Origin of the sequence: Streptomyces sp. NPDC085931, assembly GCF_044540565.1 — a bacterium.
Lineage (GTDB): Bacteria > Actinomycetota > Actinomycetes > Streptomycetales > Streptomycetaceae > Streptomyces.
The window spans coordinates 227,703-254,355 of the sequence record NZ_JBITSK010000007.1 but is presented as its reverse complement, the minus strand read 5'-3'; the positions used below and the strand labels follow the sequence as shown (position 1 = coordinate 254,355).

General features: G+C 73.5%; 22 protein-coding genes and 1 pseudogene. 11 read left to right on the top strand and 12 right to left on the bottom strand.

All coding sequences use genetic code 11. The features are described 5' to 3' along the window. The first annotated feature begins 162 nt into the window (after positions 1–162). Both ACIGAN_RS16970 and ACIGAN_RS16965 read left to right on the top strand, forming a co-directional pair. Positions 163–2,067: an MFS transporter gene (locus ACIGAN_RS16970; RefSeq protein ID WP_399858264.1), complete on the top strand. Its 1,905-nt coding sequence runs from the start codon at positions 163–165 to the stop codon at positions 2,065–2,067. 271 nt (positions 2,068–2,338) lie between these two features. Continuing rightward, positions 2,339–3,913: a sodium:solute symporter family protein gene (locus ACIGAN_RS16965; protein WP_399858261.1), complete on the top strand. Its 1,575-nt coding sequence runs from the start codon at positions 2,339–2,341 to the stop codon at positions 3,911–3,913. A 73-nt stretch (positions 3,914–3,986) separates the two neighbouring features. On the opposite strand, the gene ACIGAN_RS16960 is transcribed toward ACIGAN_RS16965, so the two are convergent. From ACIGAN_RS16960 to ACIGAN_RS16940, 5 genes are all read right to left on the bottom strand, one after another. Then, positions 3,987–5,285: a phytase gene (locus ACIGAN_RS16960; protein ID WP_399858605.1), complete on the bottom strand. Its 1,299-nt coding sequence runs from the start codon at positions 5,283–5,285 to the stop codon at positions 3,987–3,989. A gap of 172 nt (positions 5,286–5,457) precedes the next feature. Next, positions 5,458–6,576, bottom strand: a complete 1,119-nt coding sequence (locus tag ACIGAN_RS16955; protein WP_365091015.1) for an ADP-ribosylglycohydrolase family protein — start codon at positions 6,574–6,576, stop codon at positions 5,458–5,460. Positions 6,577–6,679: 103 nt separating this feature from the next. Further along, positions 6,680–6,982 carry a DUF6247 family protein gene (locus ACIGAN_RS16950; RefSeq protein WP_399858259.1) on the bottom strand — a complete coding sequence of 101 codons (303 nt, stop codon included), beginning with the start codon at positions 6,980–6,982 and terminating at the stop codon, positions 6,680–6,682. Beyond that, positions 6,979–7,767, bottom strand: a complete 789-nt coding sequence (locus ACIGAN_RS16945; protein WP_399858256.1) for a helix-turn-helix domain-containing protein — start codon at positions 7,765–7,767, stop codon at positions 6,979–6,981. The genes ACIGAN_RS16950 and ACIGAN_RS16945 overlap by 4 nt, the downstream gene beginning before the upstream one ends. Before the next feature lie 139 nt (positions 7,768–7,906). Continuing rightward, entirely contained in the window at positions 7,907–8,440 is a 534-nt protein-coding gene (locus tag ACIGAN_RS16940; RefSeq protein ID WP_399858254.1) for an ATP-binding protein, read from the bottom strand. A gap of 113 nt (positions 8,441–8,553) precedes the next feature. Here ACIGAN_RS16940 and ACIGAN_RS16935 point away from each other — a divergent pair, with 113 nt between their 5' ends. Together ACIGAN_RS16935 and ACIGAN_RS16930 are read left to right on the top strand one after the other, a co-directional pair. Next, positions 8,554–9,366 carry a helix-turn-helix domain-containing protein gene (locus tag ACIGAN_RS16935; RefSeq protein ID WP_365738292.1) on the top strand — a complete coding sequence of 271 codons (813 nt, stop codon included), beginning with the start codon at positions 8,554–8,556 and terminating at the stop codon, positions 9,364–9,366. Beyond that, positions 9,363–9,554 (top strand): DUF397 domain-containing protein, encoded by a 192-nt coding sequence (locus ACIGAN_RS16930; RefSeq protein WP_365738291.1) that lies wholly within the window; start codon positions 9,363–9,365, stop codon positions 9,552–9,554. The genes ACIGAN_RS16935 and ACIGAN_RS16930 overlap by 4 nt, the downstream gene beginning before the upstream one ends. On the opposite strand, the gene ACIGAN_RS16925 is transcribed toward ACIGAN_RS16930, so the two are convergent. After that, positions 9,538–11,838 carry a tetratricopeptide repeat protein gene (locus ACIGAN_RS16925; protein ID WP_399858251.1) on the bottom strand — a complete coding sequence of 767 codons (2,301 nt, stop codon included), beginning with the start codon at positions 11,836–11,838 and terminating at the stop codon, positions 9,538–9,540. The two genes, ACIGAN_RS16930 and ACIGAN_RS16925, sit on opposite strands and share 17 nt — an antisense overlap. A 90-nt stretch (positions 11,839–11,928) precedes the next feature. Between ACIGAN_RS16925 and ACIGAN_RS16920 the strand changes: the two genes are divergently transcribed. Further along, positions 11,929–12,441 carry a DUF2165 domain-containing protein gene (locus tag ACIGAN_RS16920; protein ID WP_365091036.1) on the top strand — a complete coding sequence of 171 codons (513 nt, stop codon included), beginning with the start codon at positions 11,929–11,931 and terminating at the stop codon, positions 12,439–12,441. Here the strand turns inward: ACIGAN_RS16920 and ACIGAN_RS16915 are convergent. Further along, positions 12,434–12,988: a hypothetical protein gene (locus ACIGAN_RS16915; protein WP_365091039.1), complete on the bottom strand. Its 555-nt coding sequence runs from the start codon at positions 12,986–12,988 to the stop codon at positions 12,434–12,436. The genes ACIGAN_RS16920 and ACIGAN_RS16915 overlap by 8 nt on opposite strands. A 100-nt stretch (positions 12,989–13,088) precedes the next feature. Then, positions 13,089–14,087, bottom strand: coding sequence for a glycosyltransferase family 2 protein (locus tag ACIGAN_RS16910; protein ID WP_399858248.1), 999 nt, complete (start codon positions 14,085–14,087; stop codon positions 13,089–13,091). 93 nt (positions 14,088–14,180) lie between these two features. Here ACIGAN_RS16910 and ACIGAN_RS16905 point away from each other — a divergent pair, with 93 nt between their 5' ends. Beyond that, on the top strand, positions 14,181–14,651 hold the full coding sequence (locus ACIGAN_RS16905) for a GtrA family protein (RefSeq protein ID WP_365091045.1): 471 nt from the start codon (positions 14,181–14,183) through the stop codon (positions 14,649–14,651). 27 nt (positions 14,652–14,678) lie between these two features. After that, positions 14,679–16,088, top strand: coding sequence for a hypothetical protein (locus ACIGAN_RS16900; protein ID WP_399858245.1), 1,410 nt, complete (start codon positions 14,679–14,681; stop codon positions 16,086–16,088). A 6-nt stretch (positions 16,089–16,094) separates the two neighbouring features. Here the strand turns inward: ACIGAN_RS16900 and ACIGAN_RS16895 are convergent, their stop codons facing one another. From ACIGAN_RS16895 to ACIGAN_RS16885, 3 genes are all read right to left on the bottom strand, one after another. Beyond that, complete coding sequence (locus ACIGAN_RS16895) at positions 16,095–18,680, bottom strand: bifunctional FO biosynthesis protein CofGH (RefSeq protein WP_399858242.1); 2,586 nt, start codon at positions 18,678–18,680, stop codon at positions 16,095–16,097. Positions 18,681–18,722: 42 nt separating this feature from the next. Continuing rightward, complete coding sequence (locus tag ACIGAN_RS16890) at positions 18,723–18,929, bottom strand: hypothetical protein (RefSeq protein WP_365738282.1); 207 nt, start codon at positions 18,927–18,929, stop codon at positions 18,723–18,725. 141 nt (positions 18,930–19,070) lie between these two features. Next, positions 19,071–19,916: a TIGR03619 family F420-dependent LLM class oxidoreductase gene (locus tag ACIGAN_RS16885; protein WP_365738280.1), complete on the bottom strand. Its 846-nt coding sequence runs from the start codon at positions 19,914–19,916 to the stop codon at positions 19,071–19,073. Positions 19,917–20,114: 198 nt separating this feature from the next. Between ACIGAN_RS16885 and ACIGAN_RS16880 the strand changes: the two genes are divergently transcribed. Then, positions 20,115–21,644: a CehA/McbA family metallohydrolase gene (locus ACIGAN_RS16880; RefSeq protein WP_365091074.1), complete on the top strand. Its 1,530-nt coding sequence runs from the start codon at positions 20,115–20,117 to the stop codon at positions 21,642–21,644. A 9-nt stretch (positions 21,645–21,653) separates the two neighbouring features. On the opposite strand, the gene ACIGAN_RS16875 is transcribed toward ACIGAN_RS16880, so the two are convergent. Continuing rightward, positions 21,654–22,484, bottom strand: coding sequence for an endonuclease/exonuclease/phosphatase family protein (locus tag ACIGAN_RS16875; RefSeq protein ID WP_399858238.1), 831 nt, complete (start codon positions 22,482–22,484; stop codon positions 21,654–21,656). Between the two features lie 101 nt (positions 22,485–22,585). Here ACIGAN_RS16875 and ACIGAN_RS16870 point away from each other — a divergent pair. From ACIGAN_RS16870 to ACIGAN_RS16860, 3 genes and pseudogenes are all read left to right on the top strand, one after another. Then, positions 22,586–22,974: pseudogene (locus ACIGAN_RS16870) on the top strand (nitroreductase/quinone reductase family protein). A 268-nt stretch (positions 22,975–23,242) separates the two neighbouring features. Then, on the top strand, positions 23,243–26,254 hold the full coding sequence (locus tag ACIGAN_RS16865; RefSeq protein ID WP_399858235.1) for an AfsR/SARP family transcriptional regulator: 3,012 nt from the start codon (positions 23,243–23,245) through the stop codon (positions 26,252–26,254). Between the two features lie 175 nt (positions 26,255–26,429). Then, on the top strand, positions 26,430–26,615 hold the full coding sequence (locus tag ACIGAN_RS16860; RefSeq protein ID WP_365091082.1) for a hypothetical protein: 186 nt from the start codon (positions 26,430–26,432) through the stop codon (positions 26,613–26,615). Positions 26,616–26,653 lie beyond the last annotated feature (38 nt).

Sequence of the window (26,653 nt, the reverse complement as noted above, 5' to 3'; positions counted from 1 at the left end):
CGGTGGCGGCCCGTCCGGGCGCTGCCCGGCGGGGTGCGTGCTAGCGTCGCGAATCGGGGCAGGTCGCCGTGCGCGGCGGCACGGCCGGTGACCCGGGGGCGAACGGGACGCGGCCGGGGGAAGAAGCCCCACCAGAAGACGGGACACGGGGAGTGCCTTCGAGTGGCCACTGCGGAGCCGACACGCGCAGACGACACCGGTCCGGGCCCGGTATCCGGCCCGCGAATAGACACGCCCAAAACACCCGGCCTCGGCATGCCGGAAGCCACCCGTGACCGCGCACCGGAAGGCCCCCCGGACAGCGCACCCGACGGCCCGCCCCGCACCACCGGGTTCCGCTGGCCCGGGTTCGTCCTGACCCTGCGGGAGCGGATGCTGCGCCACCCCGTGCTGTCCGTCACGGGACTGGCCGGGGTGCTGCACGTCGTCTGGTTCTTCACCTTCGCGAACAGCGGGGGCGACCTGGCCGCGCAGGACGCGTGGGCGGAGTTCGTCGGCCGGCACCCGGACTCGGCGTACAACCTCGCCTGGTACGGCGGCATGCACCCGGTGTCGTACAGCGTGGTGTCGCCGTACCTGATGTCCGTGCTCGGGGTGCGGACGACGATGATGATCGCCGGGACCGTCTCGGCCGGGCTGCTGACCCTGCTCCTGCTGCGCTCGCGCTCGGTGCGCAATCCGCTGTGGGCGTCGCTGGCGGGCGTGTTCGGGCTCTTCTGCAACGCCGTGTCCGGCCGGGTGACCTTCGGTCTGGGCATGATGTTCGCGCTCGGCGCGGTGGCGGTGGTGTTCTGCTGGCCGTACCGGTGGCGTTACAAGCGCTGGGCGAAGGCCCTGTGCGCGGCGCCGCTGGCCGCGCTGGCCACGATGGCGTCTCCGGTGGCGGGCCTGTTCGTGGGTCTGGTGGCCGTGGCGCTGTTCCTGCAGAAGCGGCGGCCGGGCGCGTGGGCCCTGGGGCTGGCGCCGAGCGCGGTGGTCGCCGTGTCGGCGTGGCTGTTCCCGTTCTCGGGGACGCAGCCGATGATGTTCGGCTCGGTGGTGCTGCCGCTGGCGTTCTCCGTCCTGGTCCTGGTGCTGGTGCCGCGGGACTGGAAGACGGTCCGGCTCACGGCCGCGGTGTACGGCCTGGGAGTCGTGCTGGTGTGGCTGATCAGCTCCCAGATCGGTTCGAACATCACGCGGCTGGCGATGCTGTTCGCCGGTGTCGCCCTGGTCGCCGCGCTCCCGTTCACGGTGCCGCGCAGCCGCAAGTGGTACGCGGCCGTGGTCGCCCTCGTCGGTTTCGGGGTGTGGATCGGCTTCAAGACGGTCGACGACATCGTGCACACGGCCCCGGCGGCCTCCTGGTCGCGCGAGCTGGCCCCGCTCGTCAACGAGTTGCAGGAGGTCGGCGCGGAGAAGGGCCGGGTCGAGGTGGTCCCGGCCCGCTCGCACCGCGAGGCGTCCGCCCTGGCGCCCTACGTCAACCTGGCCCGCGGCTGGAACCGCCAGGCCGACATGGAGCGCAACCCGCTCTTCTACGACGACACGTTGAACTCGGCGAACTACCGCGAGTGGCTCAAGCGCTGGGCGGTCCACTACGTCGTGCTGCCGAAGGACGAGCCGGACGGCGACGGCGGCGAGCGGGAGCGGGCGCTGGTGCAGCGCGGTCTGCCCTATCTGACGCAGGTGTGGGGCGACGCCAACTGGCAGCTGTTCAAGGTCACCGACCCGACGCCGCTGGCCGAGCCGAACGCCGTCGTCGACCGGGCCGAGCAGGGCGAGATGGTCCTGCAGGTGCGCAAGGCGGGCCGGATCCTGGTCCGCATCCCGTACTCGCCGTGGCTGAGCATCGTCGACGCGGAGGGCAAGAGCCTGAAGCCGCCGCAGGAGACGGAGGCGTCCGAGGACCGGCCGGAGGGCGAGCCGAAGTCGTACGTCAACGTCAACGGCTGTCTGCGGGAGACGGAGGAGGACGCCCAGGGGGACCGCTGGACGGAACTCCTCGCGCCGAAGCCGGGCACGTACCGCCTGGCGGCGCCGTACCAGCTCCCGCGCGGCACCCCGTGCCCGGAGGAACTGCGCTGACGCCCGCCCGGCGGCCCCCGGCCGCCGGGAGCAGGTCAGTCGCTCACCCGCCCGAACCGACGCCGTGGCGTTCCTGGCGTCGGACCGGGCGCGGACGATCACCATGTCATCGGTGCTGGTCAAGGCGGAGGAGTCGCTCCAGCAGGTTCACATAGATGAACTGAGGCCAGCACGTCGAACATTTTTACCTCCCTTTGACCCTACGCTTACTTGTCGTGTTCACGCGGCAGCACCCACGATGAGCGCCGGGCTGAACCCTGGGAGGGCGCACATGAACGGTCTCGACTGGGCCGTGCTCATCGGCTATTTCGCCGTGATGGTCGCGATCGGTGTCTGGTCGCACAAACGGGTGGACAACGTCAGCGACTTCTTCACCGCGGGCGGCAAGATGCCGTGGTGGCTGTCCGGCATCTCGCACCACATGTCGGGCTACAGCGCGGTGATGTTCACCGGGTACGCGGGCATCGCCTACACCTACGGCGTCACGTCGTTCGTCACCTGGTCCTTCCCCATCGCCCTGGGCATCGCCATCGGGTCGAAGCTGTTCGCCCCGCGCATCAACCGGCTGCGTTCCCGGCTGCATGTGGCGTCGCCGCTGGAGTACCTGAAGAACCGCTACGACCTGAAGACCCAGCAGGCGCTGGCCTGGTCGGGCATGCTGCTGAAGATCGTGGACGTGGGCGCGAAGTGGGCGGCGATCGCCACCCTCCTGTCCGTCTTCACCGGGATCTCCCTCAACCAGGGCATCCTCATCACCGGCGGCATCACGGCCATCTACTGCACGATCGGCGGCCTGTGGGCGGACGCGCTGACCGAACTCGGCCAGTTCATCATCCAGTTGCTGGCCGGCATCGCGATGTTCGTGGCGGTGTTCGTCCGGCTCGACGACCACGGCGGCTTCTTCGGCGTATGGGACTCCCCCGAGCTGCAGGGCCATGAGAAACCGCTGGTCGGGCCGTACGGCACGGTCTTCCTGCTGGCGTTCTTGTTCATCAAGCTGTTCGAGTACAACGGCGGCATGCTCAACCAGGCCCAGCGCTACATGGCCACCCCGAACGCCAAGGAGGCCGAGCGCTCGGCCCGGCTGTCGGCGATCCTGTGGCTGGTCTGGCCGCTGGTGCTGTTCTTCCCCATGTGGATGTCGCCGCTGCTGGTCGAGTCGCAGAAGCCGGACGGCTCCGACTCCTACGCCCTGATGACCGAACAGCTGTTGCCGCACGGCCTGCTGGGGCTGGTCATCGTCGGCTTCTTCTCGCACACCATGGCCATGTGCTCCTCGGACGCCAACGCCATCGCGGCCGTGTTCACCCGGGACTGCGCGCCGGTGATCTGGGCGCGGGCCCGGCGCTGGAACGAGAGCCAGGGCCTGCGGGTGGCCCGCATCGCCACGGTCGTCTTCCTCGGGCTGTCCATGGCGGCGGCCACACAGGTCAACTCGCCCGCGTTCAAGGACATCATCACGGTCGTCATCAAGTGGGTGGCCGGTCTGATGGGCCCGATGGCGATCCCGATGATGCTGGGCCTGCTGCGGGCGTTCCGCCGCTCCGGACCGACCGCGGCGCTGGTCAGCTGGTCGATGGGGCTGTTCGCCTTCTGGCTGGTGAACTACCCGATCAACTGGAACGTCGAGGGCGGGGTGCCGCTCCAGTACCAGGTGTCGATCCCGCTGGCGGTGTCCCTCGTCCTCTACATCCTGATCGGCTACATCAGGCCCGAGGACACCCCCGAGCGCCTCGCGCTCATCGAGAAGATCAACACGGACGGGGACGGGACCGCGGCGGCCGCCGTGCCGGCCCCGGCGGGTGGCGCGCAGGACGCCACCGTGCGCACCACCGTGAAGGACTAGCCGCCACCCGGCCGCGACGACCGTACGCCCCCGCCCGGAACCGGCGGGGGCGTACGGCTGTTCAGCCGCTTGTTCAGTCGTCCTCGTCCAGTGTGCGGGTGACCTTGCGCAGGTCGACGAACTTGAAGTTCGTGTTGTCGCGGACCTCCCCGTCCGCGTCCGTCTCGGCGGGGGTGTTGTGCCCGTCCTGCACCACGAGCAGGCCGCCGGGGTAGCGGGAGCCGAGCGGGGCGTTCAGTACGGCGGCGCCGTCGCACTCCTCGGAGCCGTCGACGGTCCCGGCGGTGATCCGGAAGCCGCTCTCGTACTCGTTGTCGTCGGAGATCTCGCGGTCGTAGGCGGCGAAGGTGTCGTCGCCCTGGCTGGAGGCGAGCAGGTGGCCGTCGTCGTCACCCTCGTCGAGCAGGGTGAGGCCCTCGACGTCGGCGGACAGGTGCGTGCCGCCGTAGCCGGGGTCGGCGCCCGCGACGCACTCCTCGGTGGCCTCGTCGTAGGTGCCGGGGACGCCGTACTCCCGGACCTTGTCGATCAGCTTCGGCTTGCCGCTCAGGTCGGCGGGCAGCCGCCAGATGCCGACGTCCTCCTGGCCGGCGTAGAGCACCTTGTTCGCCGGGTCCACGACCATGCCCTCGACCTGCGGGAGGTCGCCGGGGTCGGCGCAGGGGGCCCAGGAGGTGCCGTTCGGGAGGGTGAAGGAGGCGGGCAGGTCGTGGGTGCGCACCTGCCGGTAGGTGACCGCTCCGGCGGCGGTCGTCCTCAGCTCCAGCAGGGCGAGCCGGGTGCGGCTGCGCCGGCTGACGACGGCGTAGGAGCGGCCGGTGGCCTTGTCCTTCCAGGTGGCCAGGCCGTAGGGGGTGGCCTGGTCGTCGACCTCGTTCTCGTCCTTGGAGAAGACCAGCGGGGCGTTCGGGTCGGTGACGTCGGTCAGCGGCCGCGCGGCGCCCGGGGTGATGCGGTAGATCCGCAGGTGGTCGCGGCCGCGGTCGGTGACGACGGCGACGTCGGCGCGTCCGGTCGGCAGCGGGAACCCGGAGATCAGGTCCACGTTGTTGAAGCGGCCCGGCTTGGCGTCGGGGGTGGGCGCGGGCGGCGCCGGGATCGACTGCACCTCCCTGCCCGCCAGGTCGTACACGCGCAGGCCGCCCTCCTTGGCGGTGGCGATCACCAGGCTGGCGTCGGGGTCGGCGGCGTTGCGCCAGATCGCCGGGTCGTCGGCGTCGGCGTTGCCGCCGGCGTCGTCGCCGTACAGGGCCGGGGTCTCGGTGGTGGCGGTCACCCCCGGGAGGCCGGGGCCGGCGGCCAGGGCCGGGGTGGGCAGGACCGCCATGGCCGTCAGGACCGCGGCGATCGCGGCCGTCTGTGTCCCGCGCAGGTAGCGCACAGTGCCTCCACGAAGGGGGATGAACGGACGGGCCCGGTGCAGCGGTCGCGGGACGGTGATCCCGCGCGGGCCGTGCACATCCTGTGGACCGAAGGTGACGCGACGACCACGGTACGGTGACGTGCCCATGCCACGGGAGTGAGCACGGGGAAGAGGGCGCGTTTCACACGGCGCGCGGATACCGGGCCAGCCAGCCCGGGGAGGAGCCCGCCGGGCCGTGCAGGGCGGGGCCCTGGGTCATCTCCATGGCGAAGTCGTCGGCCAGTTCCAGGATGGTGGGGCGCCCCTCCAGCTCGGCCAGCCAGGCCGGCGGCAGGGCCGTCTCGCCGTGCAGGGCGCCGAGGAGGCCGCCGGTCAGGGCGCCGGTGGCGGCGGAGGGGCCGTCGTGGTTGACCGCGAGGCACAGCCCGTGGCGGACGTCCGGGGCGACCAGCGCGCAGTACACGGCCGCCGCGACGAGCCCCTCGGCGGTGCCCGCCCCGATCAGCTCGGCGACCCGCTCGGGCCCCGGCATGCCTTGGCGCACGGCGCCCAGCGCGTGCTGCAGGGCCTCCGCGACGGGCTGGTGCCCGGGGCGGGCCGCGAGCAGGGCGAAGGCGCGCTGCACGGCGGCGTCGAGGCTCTCGCCGAGGGCCAGCCCGTGCACGATCACGGCGTACGCGCCCGCCGCGAGGCAGGCCGTGGGGTGGCCGTGGGTCTGCGCCGCGCACTCCACCGCGAGCTGGGCGACGAGTTGCGGCTCCCACCCGACGAGCAGTCCGAACGGGGCGGACCGGGCAGCGGCCTCGGGCCCCGCCTCCCCCGGGTTCTTGGGCGCGTCCGGGGTCCCCATGGTCTCGTCACCGAGTCCGAGGAGCAGCGCGCGGCTGGGGTGGCGGCGGGCGTACAGCCACTCCTCGCGCGCGAGCCAGCCGTCCTCCTTGCGGCGCTCGTCGGGCCCCCAGTCCCGCTGGGTGGCGGCCCAGCGCAGGTACGCCCGGTGCAGGTCGGTGGGCGGGTGCCAGGCGCCGGTGTCCCGCCGTACCTGGGCCCTGATCAGCCCGTCCACGGAGAACAGGGTCAGCTGGGTGAGGTGCGTGACGGCGCCGCGTCTGCCGTAGGCGGGGGCCAGGTCCAGCAGTCCCTCGGCCCCGTGCGCCTCCCGGATCTCGTCGATCCCCAGCCCGTCCACGGGCGCGCCCAGCGCGTCCCCGACGGCCGCGCCGAGCAGCGTCCCGCGCACCCGGCTGCGGAAGTCCTGCTGCTCCGTACGCCCCCAGACGGCACCGGCAGTCGCACCCACCTTGACCTCCCAGGGCACCGTCCACACGTACGACAGCTCGCCACTGTAATCGAATGGGGACGGTGGGTTCAGGGGGAGGAACGGGGCGGGGACGGCCAGGCCGTCACAGTCCTGCCTCGGCCTCTGCGGCGTCCCGGATGGCGCGGATCTCGGCGATGGCCTCGGTCGGGTCCTGTTCGCCGGCATCGACGATGCGCTCCAGCTCCCGCAGCCGCTCGACCCTGGCGGGGTGACGCTCGATCGCGACGAAGACGGCCCACGAGTGCACGAAGGCGCGCAGGGGCGCCAGGCTCTGGGTCTGCTGGGCATTGGTCGTGGCCTCGAAGAGGTGCTGCGTCAGCGTCGGCAGACGGCTCGGGGCGATCCGTGCCACGGCATCACGCAGCGCGTCCGGCGTGGTCCTCACGCTGCCCTGTGTGCGTCGGCCCGGCAGTCGCGGCAGTGGCCGGGGGCGGGGGCGCGGAAGGCCCGCTCGCAGCCGTCGCAGGTCTGGAGGGGGTCCGGGCGGACCAGGGGTGGGGAAGGGGGCGGGGCCGCGGGGAGCGGCGGGGGCAGGAGGGCGGTCAGGCGGTGGGCCAGGAACGCCGCCGGGTGCTGGATCGGGGCCGCGGGCAGGCCCGTCGTCAGGGCGCGCCGGACCGCCTCGGCCGGAACCCCGCGCTCCAGCCACGCCGTGACCGCCGGGGCCAGGCGGTGCACGTCACGCTCGCTGAGCAGCAGGCGGGAGTCGAGCGCGCGCAGGCCGGTGAGGAGGTCGGAGGCCGTCGAGCGGTCAGGCCTCTCAGCCGCCGTGCCTTCCGGGCGGGGCGTGGCGGGTGCCGGGCGGGGCTCCGGGGCGGCGGCGGTCCGGGGCTTGTTGTACGAGACCGTGCGGGTCACGACTCGGCCCGATTGAAGACGCTCCCTGGGGCGAGCGAGGTACCCATGGGCCTCCAGTTCGCGCAGGGCCGCCGCGATGCGGATCTCGCCCTCCGGGAACTTGCCCGCCAGCGCCTTGATGCCGACCGGCGTTCCGGCGGGCAGCGACTGGATGTGGACCGCCAGGCCGATCGCCGTCAGGGACAGCTCGGGGTGCTGGGCGAGGTGGTTGCCGACGACGGTGAAGTGGTCGTCGTGGCGTTCCGTCACGTGCTGGACACCTGAAGTGCCGGACTGCGCGCGCGAGGGCGCGCTAGGGTGCTGCTCAGTCATCGGGAAGGTCTCTTCTTCCTTGGTGATCAGGCCCTCGCAGTGGGATGGCAGTCCCGGCGAGGGCCGTATTCGTTTGTGGGCTTGTCTGCGCCGACGCTGCACCATCGACTGCCCGCCACGCCAGCCGAGTTGGTGATGTTCACCCCTGCGGGTGAGCCGCGGGGGCGGTGGGGGTGGGTGGGTTCTTTCCCCGGTTCTTAGGGTTTTTGGCGTCGGGGCCGCCCGGGTCATGACGCACCGCGATCCGGCGGTGCGCCAGGGCCAGTTCGGCCCAGACCGTCTTGGCACCGGCCGGCGCCTGCGTCACGCCCCAGCGGTCGGCGTACGCCTCGACGATGAGCAGGCCCCGGCCGCCTTCCGCGTCCTCCGCCACCGGGTCCGGGACGCGCGGGACCCGGTCGCCCCGGGCGTCCGTGACCTCGATGCGGAGGGTGCGGTCGGCGCGCAGCTCCAGGCGCAGCCGGAAGTCCCTGCCGAGCACCCGGCCGTGCCGTACGGCGTTGGACGCCAGCTCGGCCACGACGTGCGCGGCGGCGTCGTAGGGCTCGCCCCACGCGTCGAGTTGGCGTTCGGTGAGCAGCCGTGCCAGTCGCGCACCTCTTCGAGTCGCCGACAGCTGAACGGTGAAGTGGCGGGTGTGCGCGGGGATCCGGGTGGGGAGTTTCTGACTCATGTCACCCAGCGTGGTCGTCGATCCCTACTCTGAACAGCGACGACCTCGGTACGGAGCGTGACTGTCCGGCCGCGCGGCGGGGTCGTACGGGTCGTACGACAGGGAGGGAAGGCGTGGAGGACGAGGAGGCGGCGGCCGTGCTCAGGACGGTCGGGCGGCAGATCAAGATGTGGCGCGAGGCGGCGGGCCTGAAGCAGGCGGAGTTGGGCGCGGCCATCGGATACGGCGAGGAGATGGTGTCGTCCGTGGAACGGGCCCGCCGCATCCCCAAGCCGGACTTCCTCGACAAGGCGGATGAGGTCCTCGACGCGGGCGGCAAACTCGCCGCGATGAAGGAGGACGTGGAGAAGGCTCGGTATCCCAAGAAGGTGCGGGACCTAGCGCGACTGGAGGAGGAGGCCGTAGAACTCGGGGCCTACGACAACCACCAGATCAACGGGCTGCTTCAGATCCCGCAGTACACACACGCGTTGTACGCCATGAGGCGGCCCGCCTTCACGGAGGACGAGATCGAGCGGTACGTCTCGGCACGCATGGCGCGCAAGGCCGTGTTCGACCGCGTGCCGCGAGCGCTCATCACGTTTGTCCAGGAAGAGACGACACTGCGCAGGCCGCTCGGGGGCAGAATGGTGCTCCGCCAGCAGCTCGAACACCTGTTGGAGGTCGCCAAGTTACGGCACGTGTCGATCCAGGTCATGCCGACGGACCGGGAGGACCACGCGGGTATGGCAGGTCCGTTCAGGGTGTTGAAGCTCCAGGAGGGCAGGACGCTGGGGCACTTCGAAGCCCACCTGCACAACCGCGTGATCAGCGACCCCCGCGACGCCCAAGTCCTTGACATGCGCTATGGAATGATCCGGGCGCAGGCCCTCTCGCCGCGAGAGTCCCTGGCCTTCATCGAGAAAGTTCTGGGAGAAGAGACGTGACCCCCGAGCTCGACTGGTTCAAGAGCAGCTACAGCAGCAATGACGGGCCCGACTGCGTAGAGGCGGCGATATCCGCCAGCCGCCACCTCACGATGCACGTCCGCGACTCCAAGCAACGCGACGGTGCCCACCTGGCATTCACCCGTACCGCCTGGTCGGAGTTCCTCGCGTTCACGGCAGGCCGCTGACCCGGCGCACCTCCGCCCTGCGCTCCAGCGCCCAGGCGTATCCCGGCCGGAGTTCCACCGCCCGGTCCAGGTCGGCCAGCGCCTCCGCGTGGCGGCCGAGCCGGGCCAGGGACGCTCCGCGGCTCGCGTACGCGGAGGCGTACCCGGGGTCCAGGCTCAGCGCGATGTCCAGGGCGGCGATCGCCTCCTCGTCGCGGCCCGCTGCCCGGAGCGCGTCACCGCGTTCGCAGTGGGCCCACGGCCAGTCGGGGGTGAGCGACACCGCCTGGTCGAGGTCGGCCAGTTGGCGCTCCGAGTCGCCCAGGGCCCGCCACACCCGCGCGCGGCGGGCGAGCGCCCAGGCGTAGTCCGGCTCGAGGTCGAGTGCCTGGTTCAGGTCGGCCAGGGCCGCCTCCGGGTCTCCGGCGCGTTCGTGGGTGGCGCCCCGGGACGCCCAGGGGAACTCGTTCGCCGGGTCGAGGCGGATGGCCTCGGTGAGGTCGCGGAGCGCCTCGGCGTCGTGGCGGGCCAGACGGTGGTGTTCGCCGCGCAGGGCGACGAACCAGGCGTTGCCCGGCTCCAGTGCGACGGCCCGGTCCAGGTCGGCGATCGCCGCGTCCAAGTCCCCCCGTTGCCCATGGAGCACGGCGCGGTTCCGGTGGGCGCGGGCCCGTGCCGGTGCGTCGAGCCCGCCGCGGCGCAGCAGGAGGCCGAGTGCGGCGGTGATGCCGCCGGCGTCGAGTGCCGCGGTGAGTTCCGCGCCCCACCCGGCCACCGCCTCGGCCTCCGCGTCCTGCCCGGCGTCGAGCAGGGCCCGTGCCCAGTGCGCGGCCACTCCCGCGCCCGCCTCGCAGGCGTGGACGAAGTCGCGCAGCGCGTGCGGCAGCGCCTCCCGTGTCCCGGCGCACAGCTGGTGATACGTCTCCGCCAGCCGGAGTTCCCGCCACGCTTCGTCCGCCCAGAGCGCGCCGGGCTCCCGGCCCGCCTCCGCCTCCTCGCGCCAGGCGCGGAACGCGGCGGCCAGCCGCCGGTGCCGGCCGGCCCAGCCGCGCGGTGACCGGCGCCGCTCCGCCCGCAGCATCGGCGCCCGTACGACATCGTGGTAGCGCAGCCGCTGCCCGCCCCGGTCCGTGACGAACGGCATGCCGCGCAGCCACGCGTAGACGGCTTCCGCCTCGTCCTCCGGGCAGTCGGCCGCCGCCCGGAACACGTCCGCGTCGAACCCGCGGGGCAGCGCGCAGGCCAGCGCGGCGGCCCGCCGGACCGGGTCCCGCTCCCAGCGCAGGAAGCGGTCGACGGCCGTGGCGCTCGGGTCGCCGACGTCGTCCGGGTCAGCGGGCCGGGACTCGGCCAGGGTGGAGACCAGGACGGGCAGGCCGCCGGTGAGGCGCAGGACCTCCTGGACGACCGGCTCGGCGGTCACGCCCCGGCCCGCCAGCAGGTCGCGTGCCTCCGCCTCGGTGAAGGGCGCGAGGGGCACGTCCGTGACGAAGTCCCGCAGGCCGCCCCAGCGGGCGGGGTCCGCGGGGCGCTGGCCGGCCGTGACGACGACCGCCGTGGCGGGCATGGTGCCGTGGCGGTCGGTCGTCATGATCTCGCGCAGCCAGGGGTCCAGGTACGGGGCGGTGCGCTCGTAGGTGTCGAAGAAGAGGGCGACCCAGGGGACCGACCCGGCCGCCTCCGCCAGTTCGCGCAGGAAGACCGGTGTGAGCACCCGCTCCGGGGCGAGGACCAGCTGGGCGTCCTCGTGGTCGCGCAGCCGGGACAGGACCCGCGCCCGCAACCGGTCGGCGCCCTCGGCCAGTTGGTCCGCGTCGAGCAGGCCCGCCAGCGGCCCGGCCACCGGGATCATGCCCAGGGCCACCACCCCGGCCCGGGCCGCCAGCCTCCCGCCCGCCGACGGGCCCGTCTCCTCCTCCGCCTGTGCGGCGAGCACGGCCAGCTCCGCCTCGTGCCGGCGCTCGCGGTGGGCGGCGAGCAGGCGGTCCAGTTCCTTCATGCGGCGGCCCTGGGCCGCGAACTGCCGGCTGATCTCCGCCAGCACCTCCGGCAGGCTGCCGGCGCTGTCGTCGACCCGCGCGGTCAGCGCGCCCTGCTCGCGGGCGATCTGCTCCCACTCGCGCAGCAGGAAGGTCTTGCCGACGCCCGCGTTGCCGTGCACGTGGAAGCGGAAGCGGTGGCGCTCGTCGTGCGGCTCGGTGGCGAAGTTGGCCCGGAACAGGGCGCGTTCGGCGCCCCTGCCGACGAATCCGGCCCGGGTCCGGCGCCGTATCAGCTCCTGCATCGACGGTCTCGTCTGCGCCATCCGCACATCCTCCGTCAACTCGCCCCGGGCCGCCGGGTATCCGGCCTCATTGTGTCGCGTGCGCACCGGCGGTTGGGAAGAATGATCGCCATGGCCACCTCCACAACCTCACGCGGCGGGCTGTCCCTCGCCGCCACGCTGCTCACCGGCACCATCGCGCTCTACATGGCGCTGGTCGCCTTCGGCAACATCACCGACTTCGGCACCAACCAGCAGTTCGTCCGGCACGTGCTGGCGATGGACACCACGTTCAAGGACGAGGACCTGATGTGGCGCGCGATCACGAGCCGGGGGCTCCAGGACGCCGCCTACGTCGCGATCATCGTGTGGGAGACCGTCGCCGCGCTCGTCCTGATATACGGCACGTGGCTGTGGGCCGGACGCGATGCCGCGCGCGCCCGGCGGATGTCGACGTACGGGCTGCTGATGGTGATGCTGCTGTTCGGGGCCGGGTTCATCGCGATCGGCGGCGAGTGGTTCTCCATGTGGCAGTCGAAGAACTGGAACGGGCTGGACGCCGCGACCCGGATCTTCCTGTTCAGCGGGGTCGTGCTGATCGTCAACCAGCTGACGGCCCCGCGGACGGAGACGTCCGCTACCTGACCACGGCCACGGTCGTGCCGACCGTGCCGAACGCCCACAGTGCCGTGCCGTCCGCCTTCTTCATCCGGACCCCGCCGGTCTTGCCGCCGGAGGCGGCGGGCGGCGGGGAGGACCCGTCGACCGCGTTGGAGAAGGCGACGGAGACACCGTCCTGCGCGGCGAAGTACAGGATGTGCTCGATCGGGACGCCGTCGGAGCCGGTCGTGGCCGCGTTGCGGGACGAGATCGTGTACGTGCCGGGGTCGGGGCTGACCGTGCCCGGCCAGACCGTGAACGTCCGGCGGGTCGCCTCGCTCGCGTCGACCATCCACACCCGCTTCTCCCCGAGGGAGTAGACGATGCGCCGGCCGGTGCCCGAGCCGTCGGGGACCCGGGCCGGGGCGGACGCCGTGGGCGTGGGCTGGGCCGACACCGAGCTGCTCGGCTTGGCGGAGCTCGCGGTGGGATGCGGGCCCTTGTCCGCCTGCACGGCCAGGACCGCCACCGCGGCTATCGCTCCCACGGTCAGCCCGGACGTCCAGGCCCACGAAGGAAGTCGGGCAGGCACCGGCACGCATCTCCTCAGTCACGGGACCCCGCACAGCACCGGGGTTCCGATCATCGTACTGCGCGCCCGCCGCTCCTCGACGGCCTCGGGCCCCGGCTGCTCAGGGTCCCCCGGCGGCCTTGCGGACCGGGACGGGGCCCGCACCGGCGCCGCGCGCGGTGTAGCGCGGGGTCCGCACCGGGGCCGGGTAGGAGAGGTGCACCAGCCGGGTCTGCTCCTGCCGCATGTGGGTGAGCGACTCCAGGATGTAGCCCACCAGCAGCACCAGCGCGGCGATCGTCATGATCGCAGCGGCCAGGATCGCCGTGGGCACGCGGGGCACGGTGCCCGTGCGGACGAAGTCGGCGATGACGGGGATGCCGAGGATCACCGAGACCAGGGCCAGCACGCCCGCGACCACGGTGTGCACCAGCGAGGGACGCTCGCGGCGCGCCAGGTCGAGGATGACCCGCAGGATGCGCCAGCCGTCCCGGTAGGTGCGCAGCTTGCTCTCGCCGCCGGCGGGCCGCACCCGGTAGTCCACGGGCACCTCGGCGGTGGGCAGCCGCAGGTGCAGCGCGTGGATGGTCATCTCCGTCTCGGTCTCGAACTCGCGGGCCAGCGCCGGGAAGGACTTCACGAAGCGCCGCGAGAAGACCCGGTAGCCGCTGAGCATGTCGGTCACGTCGTTGCCGAACAGCGCGCGCACCGCCCCGGTCAGCACCTTGTTGCCGACCGCGTGCCCGGCCCGGTAGGCGCCGTCGCAGGTGACCCGGCGGGCGCCGACGACCTGGTCGTAGGGCCCCTCGAAGAGCAGGTCGACCATGTCACGGGCGCGGGAGGCGTCGTAGGTGTCGTCGCCGTCGACGATGAGCAGGGCGTCGGCGTCCACGTCGGCGAAGGCGCGGCGGATGACGTTGCCCTTGCCCTTGCGGGGCTCGTGCCGGACGATCGCGCCGGCCTCCCGGGCCAGCTCCGCCGTGCGGTCGGTGGAGGCGTTGTCGTACACGTAGACGACGGCCTCGGGGAGGGCCGCGCGCAGGTCGCGGACCACCTTGGCGACGGCCGCCTCCTCGTTGTGACACGGCACGACACACGCGATCGTCGGTTCCACGACCACTCCTCACCCGGACCAGGCCCGCTTTCGTGGGTAAATCATGCGATATGCGCGTGTCTAGGGCGCGCGGGGGCGCCGGGTCGTTACGCTCGCCGGGTGCCGGTCCTCGCATCCGTGACGCTGCGTGCGCGTGACGCCGTCAAGGGCATCTGGCGGGAGGCCGCCAAGTTCGGCGTCATCGGGGCCCTGGCCTTCGTCGTCGACAACGGCGGCTACAACCTGCTGGTCTTCGGCCTGCCCGGCGACGGGCGGGGCGGAGTGCTGCGCACCGCCCCCGTGCAGGCGTCCGTGCTGGCGACGGCCGCGGCCGCGCTGTTCAGCTGGGCCGGCAACCGGTACTGGACCTACCGCCACCAGCACCGCGCGAAGGTGACCCACGAGCTGGCGCTGTTCCTCCTCGCCAACGGCGTCGGGCTCGTCATCACCGCCGGGACCGTCTTCGCCTCGCGGCAGCTGCTCGGGCTGGACTCGGCGCTCAGCGACAACACCGCGCGCATCCTCGGCTGGGTGCTCGCGACGCTGTTCCGCTTCTACGCCTACCGGCGCTACGTCTTCGTCGCCCCCTGAGCGCACCGAGCGGCTAGCATCCGGCATATGTCACAAAAGGGACGATGGTCGGGTGAGCGGCGCTGGATCGCGGGGCCGGCCGCTCTCGCCGCCGTCTGCTGGCTGGGCACGGTCCTCGTCTTCGCCCCGGGCTTCCTGAGCCCCGACAGCCTCGACCAGTTGCGGCAGGCCGAGGGCAGGACGCCCCTCACCGACTGGCACCCGCCCGTGCTGAGCCTGGTGTGGCGGGCCCTCATCGCGGTGACCGGCTCGATCACGTCGATGCTGGTCCTGCAGTCCCTGGTCCTGTGGGGGGCGTTGGGCGTGCTGGCCTGGGCGGTCGGGGAGCTGACCGGGCGCCGGGCCGGCTCGCTCGCGGTGCTCGGGCTCGGGCTGACGCCGTTCGTGCTGACGTTCGCCGGTGTGGTGTGGAAGGACGTGCACGCGGCGTTCGCGCTGCTCGCGGCGAGCGCGGTGGCGTTCACCGGGCTGCGCGTCCGGGACCGCGAGGTGCGGCCCGCCGCGCGGTGGGCGCTGTTCGGCCTCGGCGTGCTGTTCCTGGCGTACGCCATGCTCGTGCGCAAGAACGCCTTCCTGGCCGCGCTCCCGGTCTTCGTGCTGCTGATCCTCGCGCTGTGGCGGTCCCCGGGGCGCCGCGGCTGGGTGATGTGCACGGCGGCGCTCGCGGCCGGGTTCGTCGTGCCCGCCGCCGCCATCTCCCTGTTCGCCCAGCCCGTGCAGACCGAGCAGGGCGCCCAGATCATGCTCGACGACCTGGTGCACGTGCTGACGGTCGACGAACTGCGCGCGGCGGACGTCCCGTCCCCGTTGCGCGACCGGCTCGTCGCCTCGGCCCGGGAGTGCGACCGCACCGGCGCCCTCTCGGACGCCTACTGGGCCTGCTACCAGCGCCCCGCCGACGGGCTGCGCGGGGACTCGGACGAGATCACCTCCCTGTGGCTGCGGGAGATGGGCGGGCACGTGCCGGGCTACCTCCAGTACCGGCTGCGGCTCTTCGCGACGCTGCTGTTCGAGACCGACTACGTGTACAAGGCGGGCATCACCCGCAACGACCTGGGCATCGAGGTGGCGCACCCGCAGCTGGAGGCCACCCTCGGCACGTACGTCGACGGCATGGCGGCCGATCTGCGGTGGCTGTTCCGCGGCTGGTTCTGGCTCGCCGTCGCGCTGGTGCTGTCCCTCCGCCCCGGCCGGGGCGCGTTCTCGATGCCGGTGCGGGCGCTGGGCGTCAGCTCCGCGGCCTACATCCTCGGCTACCTGCCGATCATGCCCGCGACGGACTTCCGCTACGTGTACTGGCCCGCGATCGCCGGCGCCCTCGGTCTGCTGCTGCTGTGGCTGGGCCGCGGCACGCCTCCCCCGCGGCCCGCGCACCCCGGTGTCCCGGCCGGCCGCCCCCTGAGGGAGCACCAGCCGGCGGACACCGGGTGCCAGTAGGAGCCGTCAGTCCAGCACCGGCAGCAGCTCCGGCAGATGCCCGTCGGAGGCCGCCGCCGCCCGCTGCCGCTCCTGCGGGACCTCGCCGTACAGGGTGGTGCGGGGCCGGGCCGGACGACCGGCCGCCGCCGCCACGGCGATCAGGTCCTTCACCGACTTGTACGAGCCGTACGACGAGCCCGCCATCCGGGAGATGGTCTCCTCCATCAGCGTGCCGCCGAGGTCGTTGGCGCCGGAGCGGAGCATCTCGGCCGCGCCCTCCGTGCCGAGCTTGACCCAGCTGGTCTGGATGTTCGGGATGTGCGGGTGCAGCAGCAGCCGGGCCATGGCCGTCACCGCGCGGTTGTCCCGCATGGTCGGGCCCGGGCGGGCGATCCCCGCGAGATAGACCGGCGCGTTGGTGTGCACGAACGGCAGCGTCACGAACTCGGTGAAGCCGCCCGTGCGCTGCTGGATCGCGGCGAGGGTGCGCAGGTGCCCGAGCCAGTGGCGGGGCTGGTCGACGTGCCCGTACATCATCGTCGAGGACGAGCGGATGCCCAGCTCGTGGGCGGTCGTCACGACGTCGATCCAGTCGGCCGCGGGCAGCTTGCCCTTGGTGAGGATCCAGCGGACCTCGTCGTCGAGGATCTCGGCGGCCGTGCCCGGGATCGTGTCCAGGCCGGCCTCCTTCGCCGCCGTCAGCCACTCGCGGACCGACAGGCCCGTGCGGGTCGCGCCGTTGACCACCTCCATCGGCGAGAAGGCGTGCACGTGCATGCCGGGCACGCGTTCCTTCACGGCCCGGGCGATGTCGAAGTACGCCGTGCCCGGCAGGTCCGGGTGGATGCCGCCCTGCATGCAGACCTCCACCGCGCCCACGTCCCACGCCTGCTGGGCCCGGTCGGCGACCTGGTCCAGGGAGAGGGTGTAGGCGTCGGCGTCGGTGCGGCGCTGGGCGAAGGCGCAGAAACGGCAGCCGGTGTAGCAGACGTTGGTGAAGTTGATGTTCCGCGTGACGATGTACGTGACGTCGTCGCCCACGGCCGACTTGCGCACGTCGTCGGCGACCCGGGCGAGGGCGTCCAGCGCCGGGCCGTCCGCGTGCAGCAGGGCGAGGGCCTCGTCGTCGGTGAGCTTCGTCGGATCGTCGGCCGCCGTGCGCAGGGCCTGGCGTACGTCGGTGTCGATGCGCTCGGGTGCCATGCCCGGGGCGGCGGCCTCGCGCAGCGCGCCCCAGTCGCCGTACACCTCGTCGAAGTCGTCCCGGCGGTCGGAGCTGCGGCCCTCGGTGTCGATGGAGGAGTGCAGGTCCGTGCGGCCGGAGGCGGTGAAGACCTCCTCCGGCTCCTGCCACGGCAGCCCCTGCGGGAGGGCCTCGGGGCGGGCCAGGCCGGTCTCCGGGTCGGCCAGGGCCGCCACGTGCGGGCGCAGCCGCGGGTCCAGCCAGGGCTCGCCGCGCTTGACGAACTCCGGGTAGACGCACAGCCGTTCACGCAGTTCGAAGCCGGCCGCGCGGGACTTCTCGGCGAGCTGCTCGATCCGCGGCCAGGGGCGCTCGGGGTTGACGTGGTCGATGGTGAGCGGGGAGACGCCGCCCCAGTCGTCGATGCCGGCGCGGATCAGCCGCTCGTACTCGTCGTCGACGAGGTTGGGCGGGGCCTGGATGTTGCCGCCCGGGCCCATGAGGAGGCGGGCGACGGCCACCGTGGCGACGAGTTCGTCCAGTTCCGCGTCGGGCATGCCGCGCATCGCGGTGTCCGGCTTGGCGCGGAAGTTCTGGATGATCAGCTCCTGGATCCCGTGGTAGGCGCGGGAGACCTTGCGCAGCGCGAACAGCGACTCGGCGCGCTCCTCGTAGGTCTCGCCGATGCCTATGAGCAGCCCGGAGGTGAAGGGCACGGAGGACCGCCCGGCGTCCTCCAGGACGCGCAGCCGGACGGCGGGCTCCTTGTCGGGCGAGCCGTGGTGAGGGCCGCCCGGCTCCGACCACAGGCGGGTCGCGGTGGTCTCCAGCATCATGCCCATGCTGGGCGCGACGGGCTTGAGCCGCTGGAAGTCGGCCCAGCTCATGACGCCCGGGTTCAGGTGGGGCAGCAGGCCCGTCTCCTCCAGGATGCGGATGGAGACGGCCCGGACGTAGGCGAGGGTGTCGTCGTAGCCGTGCGCGTCGAGCCACTCGCGCGCCTCGGGCCAGCGGTCCTCCGGCTTGTCGCCGAGGGTGATGAGGGCTTCCTTGCAGCCGAGGGCGGCGCCCTTGCGGGCGATGTCCAGCACCTCGTCCGGGGACATGAACATCCCGTGGCCCTCGCGGCGCAGCTTGCCGGGGACGGTGACGAACGTGCAGTAGTGGCACTTGTCCCGGCACAGCCGCGTCAGGGGGATGAAGACGCTCTTGGAGAACGTGATGACACCGGGCCGGCCGGCCGCCTCCAGGCCCGCGTCCCGCACCCGGGCGGCCGACGCCGACAGGTCCTCCAGCTGCGCACCCCGCGCCTGGAGCAGCACCGCCGCCTCGGCGACGTCGAGGGAGACACCGTCCCTGGCCCGTTTCAGGGCGCGACGCAGGGAGTTCTCGGTGGGTCCGGATCCGGGGGTCGCGGGAGTCGTCATCCTTCGAGGATACGAGTGCGCTGATCAGCCGCCCGGGGCCCGTCAGTGGAAGGCCAGCCAGCCGATGCCCAGGGCGGACACCGCGCCGGCGGCGGCCACGGCGGCCGGCCGGTTGCGGTGCAGGGCGAACCACAGCAGCGCGGCGGTCACCAGGACCGCCGCCGTGCCGACGGCGCCGCGCGCCGGCCCCTGGCTGTAGCCGTAGTCGTCGAAATGGCGTGCGAGCCAGGAAAACCAGGCAAGCCTCAAGACGCTCTCCCCGTGTCGGCCCCGAGCCGGGTCCGGCACCCCCTGCGGCGCGATGGTCGGTCGCGCGCGGGTGCCCACCCGCCGATGACAGACCCGTACTTTAGTTCGGGTCAGGAACGCGCCGCGCCGGCACCCTCGTCGTCACACGTACTCGGCCAGGTGGTCCAGGGCCTTCAGTACCTCGCTCTCCCCCGCCGGAGGCAGCTGCAGCACCACCTCCTCGATGCCGAGGTCGGCGTAGTGGGCGAGTTTGCCGGGGCTCGGGTGGACGGCGTACGGGACGACCTGGAGGGACCCGGGGTCGCGGCCCGCCTCGGTCCAGGCGGCGCGCAGCCTCGGCAGGGACTCGGACAGGCCGCGGCCGCCGATGGGCAGCCAGCCGTCGGCGTACGCGCAGACGTGGTCGAACAGCTTGGGCCCGGCCGCCCCGCCGACGAGCGTGCGCGGGCCGGTCACGGGGCCGCGCGGCGCGCGCACCGGCTTGGGGTGCGCCTCGCTGGCCCGGACCGAGCCGAACTCCCCCTCGTAGCCGGTCGGTTCCTTCGCCCACAGCGCCCGCATCAGCGCCATCCGGTCCTTCACCAGCTCGCGCCGGGTGCGCCAGCGCACGCCGTGGTCGGCGGCCTCCTCGACGTTCCAGCCGAAGCCGACGCCAAGGGTGAACCGGCCGCCGGAGAGGTGGTCCAGGGTGGCGATCCGCTTGGCCAGGTCGATCGGGTCGTGCTGGGCGACGAGCGTGATGCCCGTGCCGAGGCCCAGCCGCTCGGTGACGGCGGCGGCCTGGCCGAGCGCCACGAACGCGTCGAAGGTACGGCCGTACTCGCGCGGCAGCTCTCCGCCCGCCGGGTAGGGCGTGGTCCGCTCGACAGGGATGTGCGTGTGCTCGGGCAGGTACAGCCCGGCGAAACCGCGCACCTCCAGCTCCCGGGCGAGCCGGGTCGGGGTGATCGTCTCGTCGGTGAGGAAGATCGTCACGGCGATGCGCATGAGCCATCTGTACCCGAGGGCACCACCGGTGTCCATACCGACCGGTACGGACCGTCGCGCCGACGGCCTGTTCCGTTCCCGACCGCCCGCGCATTCCCTTCCCTTGCACGGCAGTTCACGGCTCAATACAAGGGTTGCACGCACCACGCCCGCACCACCCAGGCCATGTCAGCGGACGCCACACCGGGGAGCAGCAGCATGTGCGAGGACAACCACGGCGGTCTCGGCCGGCGCGCCCTGTTCGTGACGGGAGCGGCCGCCGCGCTTACGTTGGGGAGCGTGAGCTTCGCTTCAGCGGCCGGCCGCGACCGGGACGACGGCGACCAGGAGACCAGAACGGTGCGGGGCACGCTGCCGCCCGGGTCCCCCGACTTCGTGTACGTGCCCGTCGAGGTCCCGGCCGGGGTCCGGGAGCTCAGGGTCGCCTACACCTACGACCGGCCGTCCGTACCGGCCGGCACCACGGGCAACGCCCTGGACATCGGCATCTTCGACGAGCGCGGCACCGAGCTGGGCGGCAAGGGCTTCCGGGGCTGGTCGGGCGGGGCGCGCACGGAGTTCTTCCTCCGCGCCGACGAGGCCACCCCCGGCTACCTGCCGGGCCCCGTGCGCGAGGGCACCTGGCACATCGCGCTCGGCCCGTACACGGTCGCCCCGCAGGGCCTGGCGTACGAGATCACGATCACCCTGACGTACGGCGAGCCGGGCGAGACCGCCCGGCCGGTGTATCCGCCGGAGCGGGCCCGGGGCCGGGGGCGCGCCTGGTACCGGGGCGACTGCCACCTGCACTCCTGGTACTCCGACGGCCGCCGCACCCCCGCCGAGATCGGGGAGCTGGCCCGGGCGGCCGGCCTGGACTTCATCAACTCCTCCGAGCACAACACGCACTCCGCGCACGCCCACTGGGCCGACGTGGCCGGGGACGACCTGCTGGTGCTGCTGGGCGAGGAGATCACCACCAGGAACGGGCACGTGGTCGCGCTCGGCACCGACCCGGGCACCTTCGTCGACTGGCGCTACCGGGCCCGCGACAACCGCTTCGGCCGGTTCGCCCGGCAGATCCGGCGCGCCGGCGGCCTGGTCGTCCCGGCCCATCCGCACGCCACCTGCGTCGGCTGCAACTGGAAGTTCGGCTTCGGCGAGGCCGACGCCATCGAGGTGTGGAACGGCCCCTACACGCCCGACGACGAGGTGGCGCTGGCCGACTGGGACAGCATGCTCGTGGCGTCCGTGCGGGACGGGCGCGACTGGATCCCGGCGATGGGCAGCAGCGACGCCCACCGCTCCCCGGACGCCGTGGGCAGCCCGCAGACGGTCGTGCTGGCCGACGACCTCACCCGGCGCGCGATCCAGGAGGGCATCCGGGCGGGACGGTCGTACGTCGCCGAGTCCGCGAAGGTCGCGCTGTCGCTGCGGGCGTCCGGTGGGCGCGGGGAGCACGCCGGCATCGGCGAACGGCTCGGCGTCGGCCGCGACACCCCCGTCACCGTCCGCCTGGAGGTCACGGGCGCCCCGCGCTGCACGGTCCGTTTCGTCACCGACCAGGGCGTGCTGCACACCAGCGCCCCGCTGCCGGTGTCCGGCGCGGGCACCGTCGAGTGGCGGACGACACCGTCGTACGCGGCGTACGTGCGGGCCGAACTGCGGCACGAGGCGGCGGCCGGCCCGGTGCCGGGGCCGCTGGCCGCCTTCACGAACCCGATCTTCCTGGGCCGCCGCGCGGACTGAGGGGCCGGGTCAGGCCCCGTCCGCCCGCTCCGCCAGGTCGGCCACCACCGCCGCGTGGTCGGAGGGCCACACCCCGTCCACCGGCCCGTCGCAGGCCCGCCGCACCTCCCGCACCCGGCCGAGGCCGCCGGGGCCGGGCAGGCCGACGTGGATGTAGTCGATGCGCGCGCTGGGCTCGTGGGTCGCCGCCACGTACGGGTTGGCGGCGTCCCAGGTGGCGGCGGGCGCGGCCGGTGCGGCGTACTCCCAGGCGTCGAGGAGGACCTGGCCGGGGACGGCCGGGGCGGTCTTGTAGCCGCCGAGGAGGCGGACCTCGTCGGAGTCGGGCCAGGCGTTCAGGTCGCCGGTGACGACGGGCGGGAAGGCGGTGTCGCCGCGGTGCCGGGCGACGAATCCGGCGAGCGCGGTGACCTGCCGGCAGCGGACCGCCGAGGCGTGCACGGCGGAGGTGAGGTGCGCGGTGAAGAACGGCACCTCGTGGCGGGGGGCGGCGATACGGGCGTGCAGGGCCAGCCGGCCGTCGTCCAGGTCGGCCGGGGCGGGCAGCGGCAGCACGTCCCGCGCGACGACCGGCCACCGGCTGAGCACGGCGTTGCCGATGTCGGCCGAGGGGTCCCCGATCCGCGCCCGCCAGCGCTCCGGGGCGGGCGAGGCGGCCCAGACCCAGTGCAGGCCCAGCTCGCCGGCCAGCCACTCGGCGAGGTTCTCGCCGTCCGCCGCCCACACCTCCTGCAGGCCGACGACGTCGGGCTCCAGCTCCCGCAGGGCCGTCAGGACGGCCTTCTGGCGCGCCTGCCACGGCCCGAAGCGCCACCACAGATTCCAGGTCACTATGCGCACCGCCGGCCACCCGCTCCCGTCAGCCGTGTCAGGGGATCATCATGGAAGCAGGGTGCCCCGCCGAAGCGAGGGGAACCGTGCGCGAAGGAGTCGATCCCGCCATGCCCCACGACCTGCGGTTCCGCCTCACCACGGCCGTCCAGCGGCGCGTCGACCCGCTGCTGCGGCGCCTGCCGCCGCAGACGGTCCTGGAGACCCGGGGCCGCGTCTTTCGGACCTGCCCCGCCGCACCCCGGTGGGCGGCCGCCGCGTCGGCGACTCCTTCTGGCCGGTGTCGGAGTTCGGCACACGGTCCCAGTACGTGCGCAACATCGAGGCCGACCCGCGGGTGCGCGTGCGCATCCGCGGCCGGTGGCACGAGGGAACGGCACACCTGCTGCCGGACGACGACCCGGTGGCCCGCCTGCGCCGGCTGCCCCGGATCAACAGCCTGGGGGTGCGGGCCCTCGGGACGGACCTGCTGACGGTGCGGGTGGACCTGGCCGGGTGAGGGTCGTCCCGGCCGGACGGCCGGCCTCCCGCCGCTGTGCGCGCGGTGCACGGCCGCGCCGAGCTGCTGGGCCGTCAACTCCGGTACGGGGGACGGCTTCCGGACAGGTGGCCTGATCGGCACGGCCCGTCCGGGGGCCGCCGCGAAGACACTGTGCAGACCTCGTGGACTCCCGTGCGCCGCCCTGTGATCGGCGTCTCCCACGGCTGACGTATCCGCCCGCACAAGGCAAACTGGCGGGGTTGCTCAGGATGTCTAGGGGGACTGCATGGACGGGGTACCGGCCGGTGTACCGCGCGTACCGGAGCAGCGGCGTCCCGGCTCCGCACCGGAGTCACCGGGACCGGTGGAGCCGGCGGGGCCTGCCGGGGCGGTGTCGCCGGTGCCGTTGCGCTTCAGCGTGCTCGGGCCCGTACGGGCCTGGCGCGGCGACGAGCCGATCGCCACCGGGTCACCCCAGCAACGTGCCCTGCTGGCCGCCCTGTTGCTGCGCGAGGGCCGTACGGCCACGGCCGCCGAGCTGATCGACGCCCTGTGGGGCGAGGAACCGCCCTCGCAGGCCCTGGCGGCGGTCCGGACGTACGCCTCCCGCCTGCGCAAGGTGCTCGACCCGGGCGTCCTGGTCAGCGAGTCCGGCGGCTACGCGGTGCGGGACCTCGCCGACGGGGCCCTGGACCTGGCCGTCGCCCAGGACCTGGCGACCGAGGCGGAGAAGGCCCGGACGGCCGGCGACCTCTGCCACGCCCGCGACGTGCTGCGGCGCGCTCTCGCCCTGTGGGACGGCGAGACCCTGGCGGGCGTGCCCGGCCCCTACGCGGAGGCCCAGCGGGTCCGCCTGGAGGAGTGGCGGCTGCAACTCCTCGAATCCCGGCTGGACATGGACCTGGAGCAGGGCTGCCACGCCGAGGCCGTCTCCGAACTCACCGCCCTCACCGCCGCGCACCCGCTGCGCGAACGGCTCCGCGAGCTGCTGATGCTGGCGCTGTACCGCAGCGGCCGGCGGGCCGAGGCCCTCGCGGTCTACGCCGACACCCGGCGCCTGCTCGCCGACGAACTGGGCGTGGACCCGCGCCCCGGCCTCAGCGAACTGCAGCAGCGCATCCTCCGGGCCGACCCGGGCCTGGCGGAACCCTCCTCCCCGGCCCCCGAACCGGCCTCCAGCCCCGTCCGCCCGGCGCAACTGCCCGCGACCGTCCCCGACTTCACCGGCCGCTCCGCCTTCGTCCGCGAACTCGGCGGCCTCCTGGCCGCGGCCGAGGGCCGTGTCATGGCCGTCTCGGCCCTGGCGGGCATCGGCGGCGTGGGCAAGACGACCCTCGCCGTGCACGTGGCGCACCAGGCCCGCGCGGCGTTCCCGGACGGGCAGCTCTACGTCGACCTCCAGGGTGCCGGCGCCCGGGCCGCCGAGCCGGAGACGGTACTGGGCTCCTTCCTGCGCGCGCTCGGCACCGCCGACGCGGCGATCCCCGACTCCCTGGAGGAACGCGCGGCGCTGTACCGCTCGCTGCTGGCCGGCCGCCGCGTCCTGGTGCTGCTGGACAACGCCCGCGACGCCGCGCAGATCCGGCCCCTGCTGCCCGGCACGGACGGCTGCGCCGCCCTCGTCACCTCCCGGGTGCGGATGGTGGACCTGGCGGGCGCCCACCTGGTCGACCTGGACGTGATGTCCCCGGACGAGGCGCTGGCGCTGTTCACGAGGATCGTGGGCGAGGAGCGGGTGGCGTCCGAGCGGAAGGCCGCCCTGGACGTGGTGGCGGCCTGCGGTTTCCTGCCGCTGGCCATCCGCATCGCGGCGTCCCGCCTGGCGGCCCGCCGCACCTGGACGGTCTCGGTCCTCGCGGCGAAGCTCGCCGACGAACGCCGCCGCCTGGACGAGCTCCAGGCCGGCGACCTGGCGGTCAAGGCCACCTTCGAGCTGGGCTACGGCCAGCTGGAGCCCGCCCAGGCCCGCGCGTTCCGCCTGCTGGGCCTCGCGGACGGCCCGGACATCTCCCTCGCGGCGGCCGCCGCGGTGCTGGACCTGCCCGCGGAGGAGACGGAGGACCTGCTGGAGTCCCTCGTCGACACGTCCCTGCTCGAATCGGCGGCCCCCGGCCGCTACCGCTTCCACGACCTGGTCCGCCTCTACGCGCGTGCGTGCGCGGAGCGGGACGAACAGCCGCCCGGCGAGCGCGACGCGGCCGTCTCCCGCCTGCTGGACTTCTATCTGGCGTCGGCGGCGGGCGTGTACGCGATCGAACGGCCCGGCGACCGGCTGGTGGACCACCTGGCGCCCACCGCGTACCCGGGCCTGCGGTTCGACGACCGCCACACGGCCCAGGACTGGCTCTACGCGGAGGCCATCTGCCTGTTGGCCTGCGTACGGCAGTGCGCGGGCCGGCCGGACACGCTCCCCCGGGCCATCGACCTGCTGTGGGCCGCGCACGACCTGTCGGAGTCGGGGGCCAACGCCAAGGAGTACGAGGCCACCGCCGAGGCGCTCCTGGAGGCGGCCCGGCTGCACGACCTGGGGCGGGCGGAGGCCCGGGCGCTGACCACCCTCGTCAACGTCCACCATGTCGGGGGCCGTTTCGAGCGGGCCGACCAGGAGGCCGAGCGGGCCATCCTGCTCGCCCAGGAGGCCGACGACCTGCTCCCCGTCTGCTGGGCGCGCAACGCCCGCGGCATCATCGCGCTCTACCAGAACCGCCACGAGGACGGCGAGGAGCACCTCTCGCGGGCCATCGAGCACTTCCGCGCGCTGGGCGACCGCCCCGGCGAGGCCGCCGCCCTGTGCAACCTGTCCCGCATCCACCTCGCGACCGGACGCACCGCGAGCGCGGTGGCGCTGGCCCGGCAGGGCATCGACATCTACGACGGCATGGGCAACTCCCTGCGCGGGGCGAACGCCCGCTACGCCCTCGGTCTGGCCCTCACCCAGAGCGGCGAACTCGGCGACGCGGCCGGGCGCCTGCAGGAGGCGCTGGAGGTGTTCCGCGACAGCCGGCAGCGCCTGTGGGAGGGCATGAGCCTGTTCCGGCTGGCCGAGGTGGACCTCGCCGCCCGGCGTCCGGCGCAGGCCGCGGCCAACGCCGAGATGGCGCTCACCGTGCTGCGCGGGATCGGCGGGGAGTGGCGGCGGGGCAACGTGCTGACCGTGCTGGGCCGGGCGCTCAGCGGCATAGGGCAGACCGGCCGGGCTCAGGTGTGCTGGCAGGAGGCGGCCGTCATCTACGAGGAGCTGGGCTCGCCCGAGGCCGCCGAGGTGCGTGCGCTGCTGACTCCGGTACGGGCGGCCTGAGGCCCGTTCGGGCGTTCATCGTTCGTTTATCGCCGCCCGCCATGCTGGACGTAGTCGATCCGTCGCGTCGGGGGGCAGACGGGTCGCCGCACGGGGCCCGTCCGGTCGGACTCGGGGGAGTGACCGGACGGGCCCGCCGACCGCACCGCCAGCCGCACAAGGGGAGTTGACGATCATGGGCGACGAGCTCAAGCCGCAGGACCTGCACGCCACCGGCACGACGGACGGCCAGGCCTCCACGGAGGACCTGCACGCCACCGGTGAGGGCGTCGCGAAGACCGAGGACCTGCACGCCACCGGCGAGCCGCTGGAGACGAAGGACCTGCACGCCACGTCGGAGCCGTTCAAGCCGACGAAGTAAGCCATCACCACACGGGGTACGGCCGCGGCGGCGCGGAG

Coding starts and splice junctions, on each gene's coding strand:
- ACIGAN_RS16940 (WP_399858254.1), bottom strand. CDS start 8,440: ATGAGTCAGAAACTCCCCACCCGGATCCCCGCGCACACCCGCCACTTC.
- ACIGAN_RS16965 (WP_399858261.1), top strand. CDS start 2,339: ATGAACGGTCTCGACTGGGCCGTGCTCATCGGCTATTTCGCCGTGATG.
- ACIGAN_RS16900 (WP_399858245.1), top strand. CDS start 14,679: ATGTCACAAAAGGGACGATGGTCGGGTGAGCGGCGCTGGATCGCGGGG.
- ACIGAN_RS16880 (WP_365091074.1), top strand. CDS start 20,115: ATGTGCGAGGACAACCACGGCGGTCTCGGCCGGCGCGCCCTGTTCGTG.
- ACIGAN_RS16885 (WP_365738280.1), bottom strand. CDS start 19,916: ATGCGCATCGCCGTGACGATCTTCCTCACCGACGAGACGATCACCCCG.
- ACIGAN_RS16945 (WP_399858256.1), bottom strand. CDS start 7,767: ATGACTGAGCAGCACCCTAGCGCGCCCTCGCGCGCGCAGTCCGGCACT.
- ACIGAN_RS16860 (WP_365091082.1), top strand. CDS start 26,430: ATGGGCGACGAGCTCAAGCCGCAGGACCTGCACGCCACCGGCACGACG.
- ACIGAN_RS16865 (WP_399858235.1), top strand. CDS start 23,243: ATGGACGGGGTACCGGCCGGTGTACCGCGCGTACCGGAGCAGCGGCGT.
- ACIGAN_RS16925 (WP_399858251.1), bottom strand. CDS start 11,838: ATGGCGCAGACGAGACCGTCGATGCAGGAGCTGATACGGCGCCGGACC.
- ACIGAN_RS16895 (WP_399858242.1), bottom strand. CDS start 18,680: ATGACGACTCCCGCGACCCCCGGATCCGGACCCACCGAGAACTCCCTG.
- ACIGAN_RS16920 (WP_365091036.1), top strand. CDS start 11,929: ATGGCCACCTCCACAACCTCACGCGGCGGGCTGTCCCTCGCCGCCACG.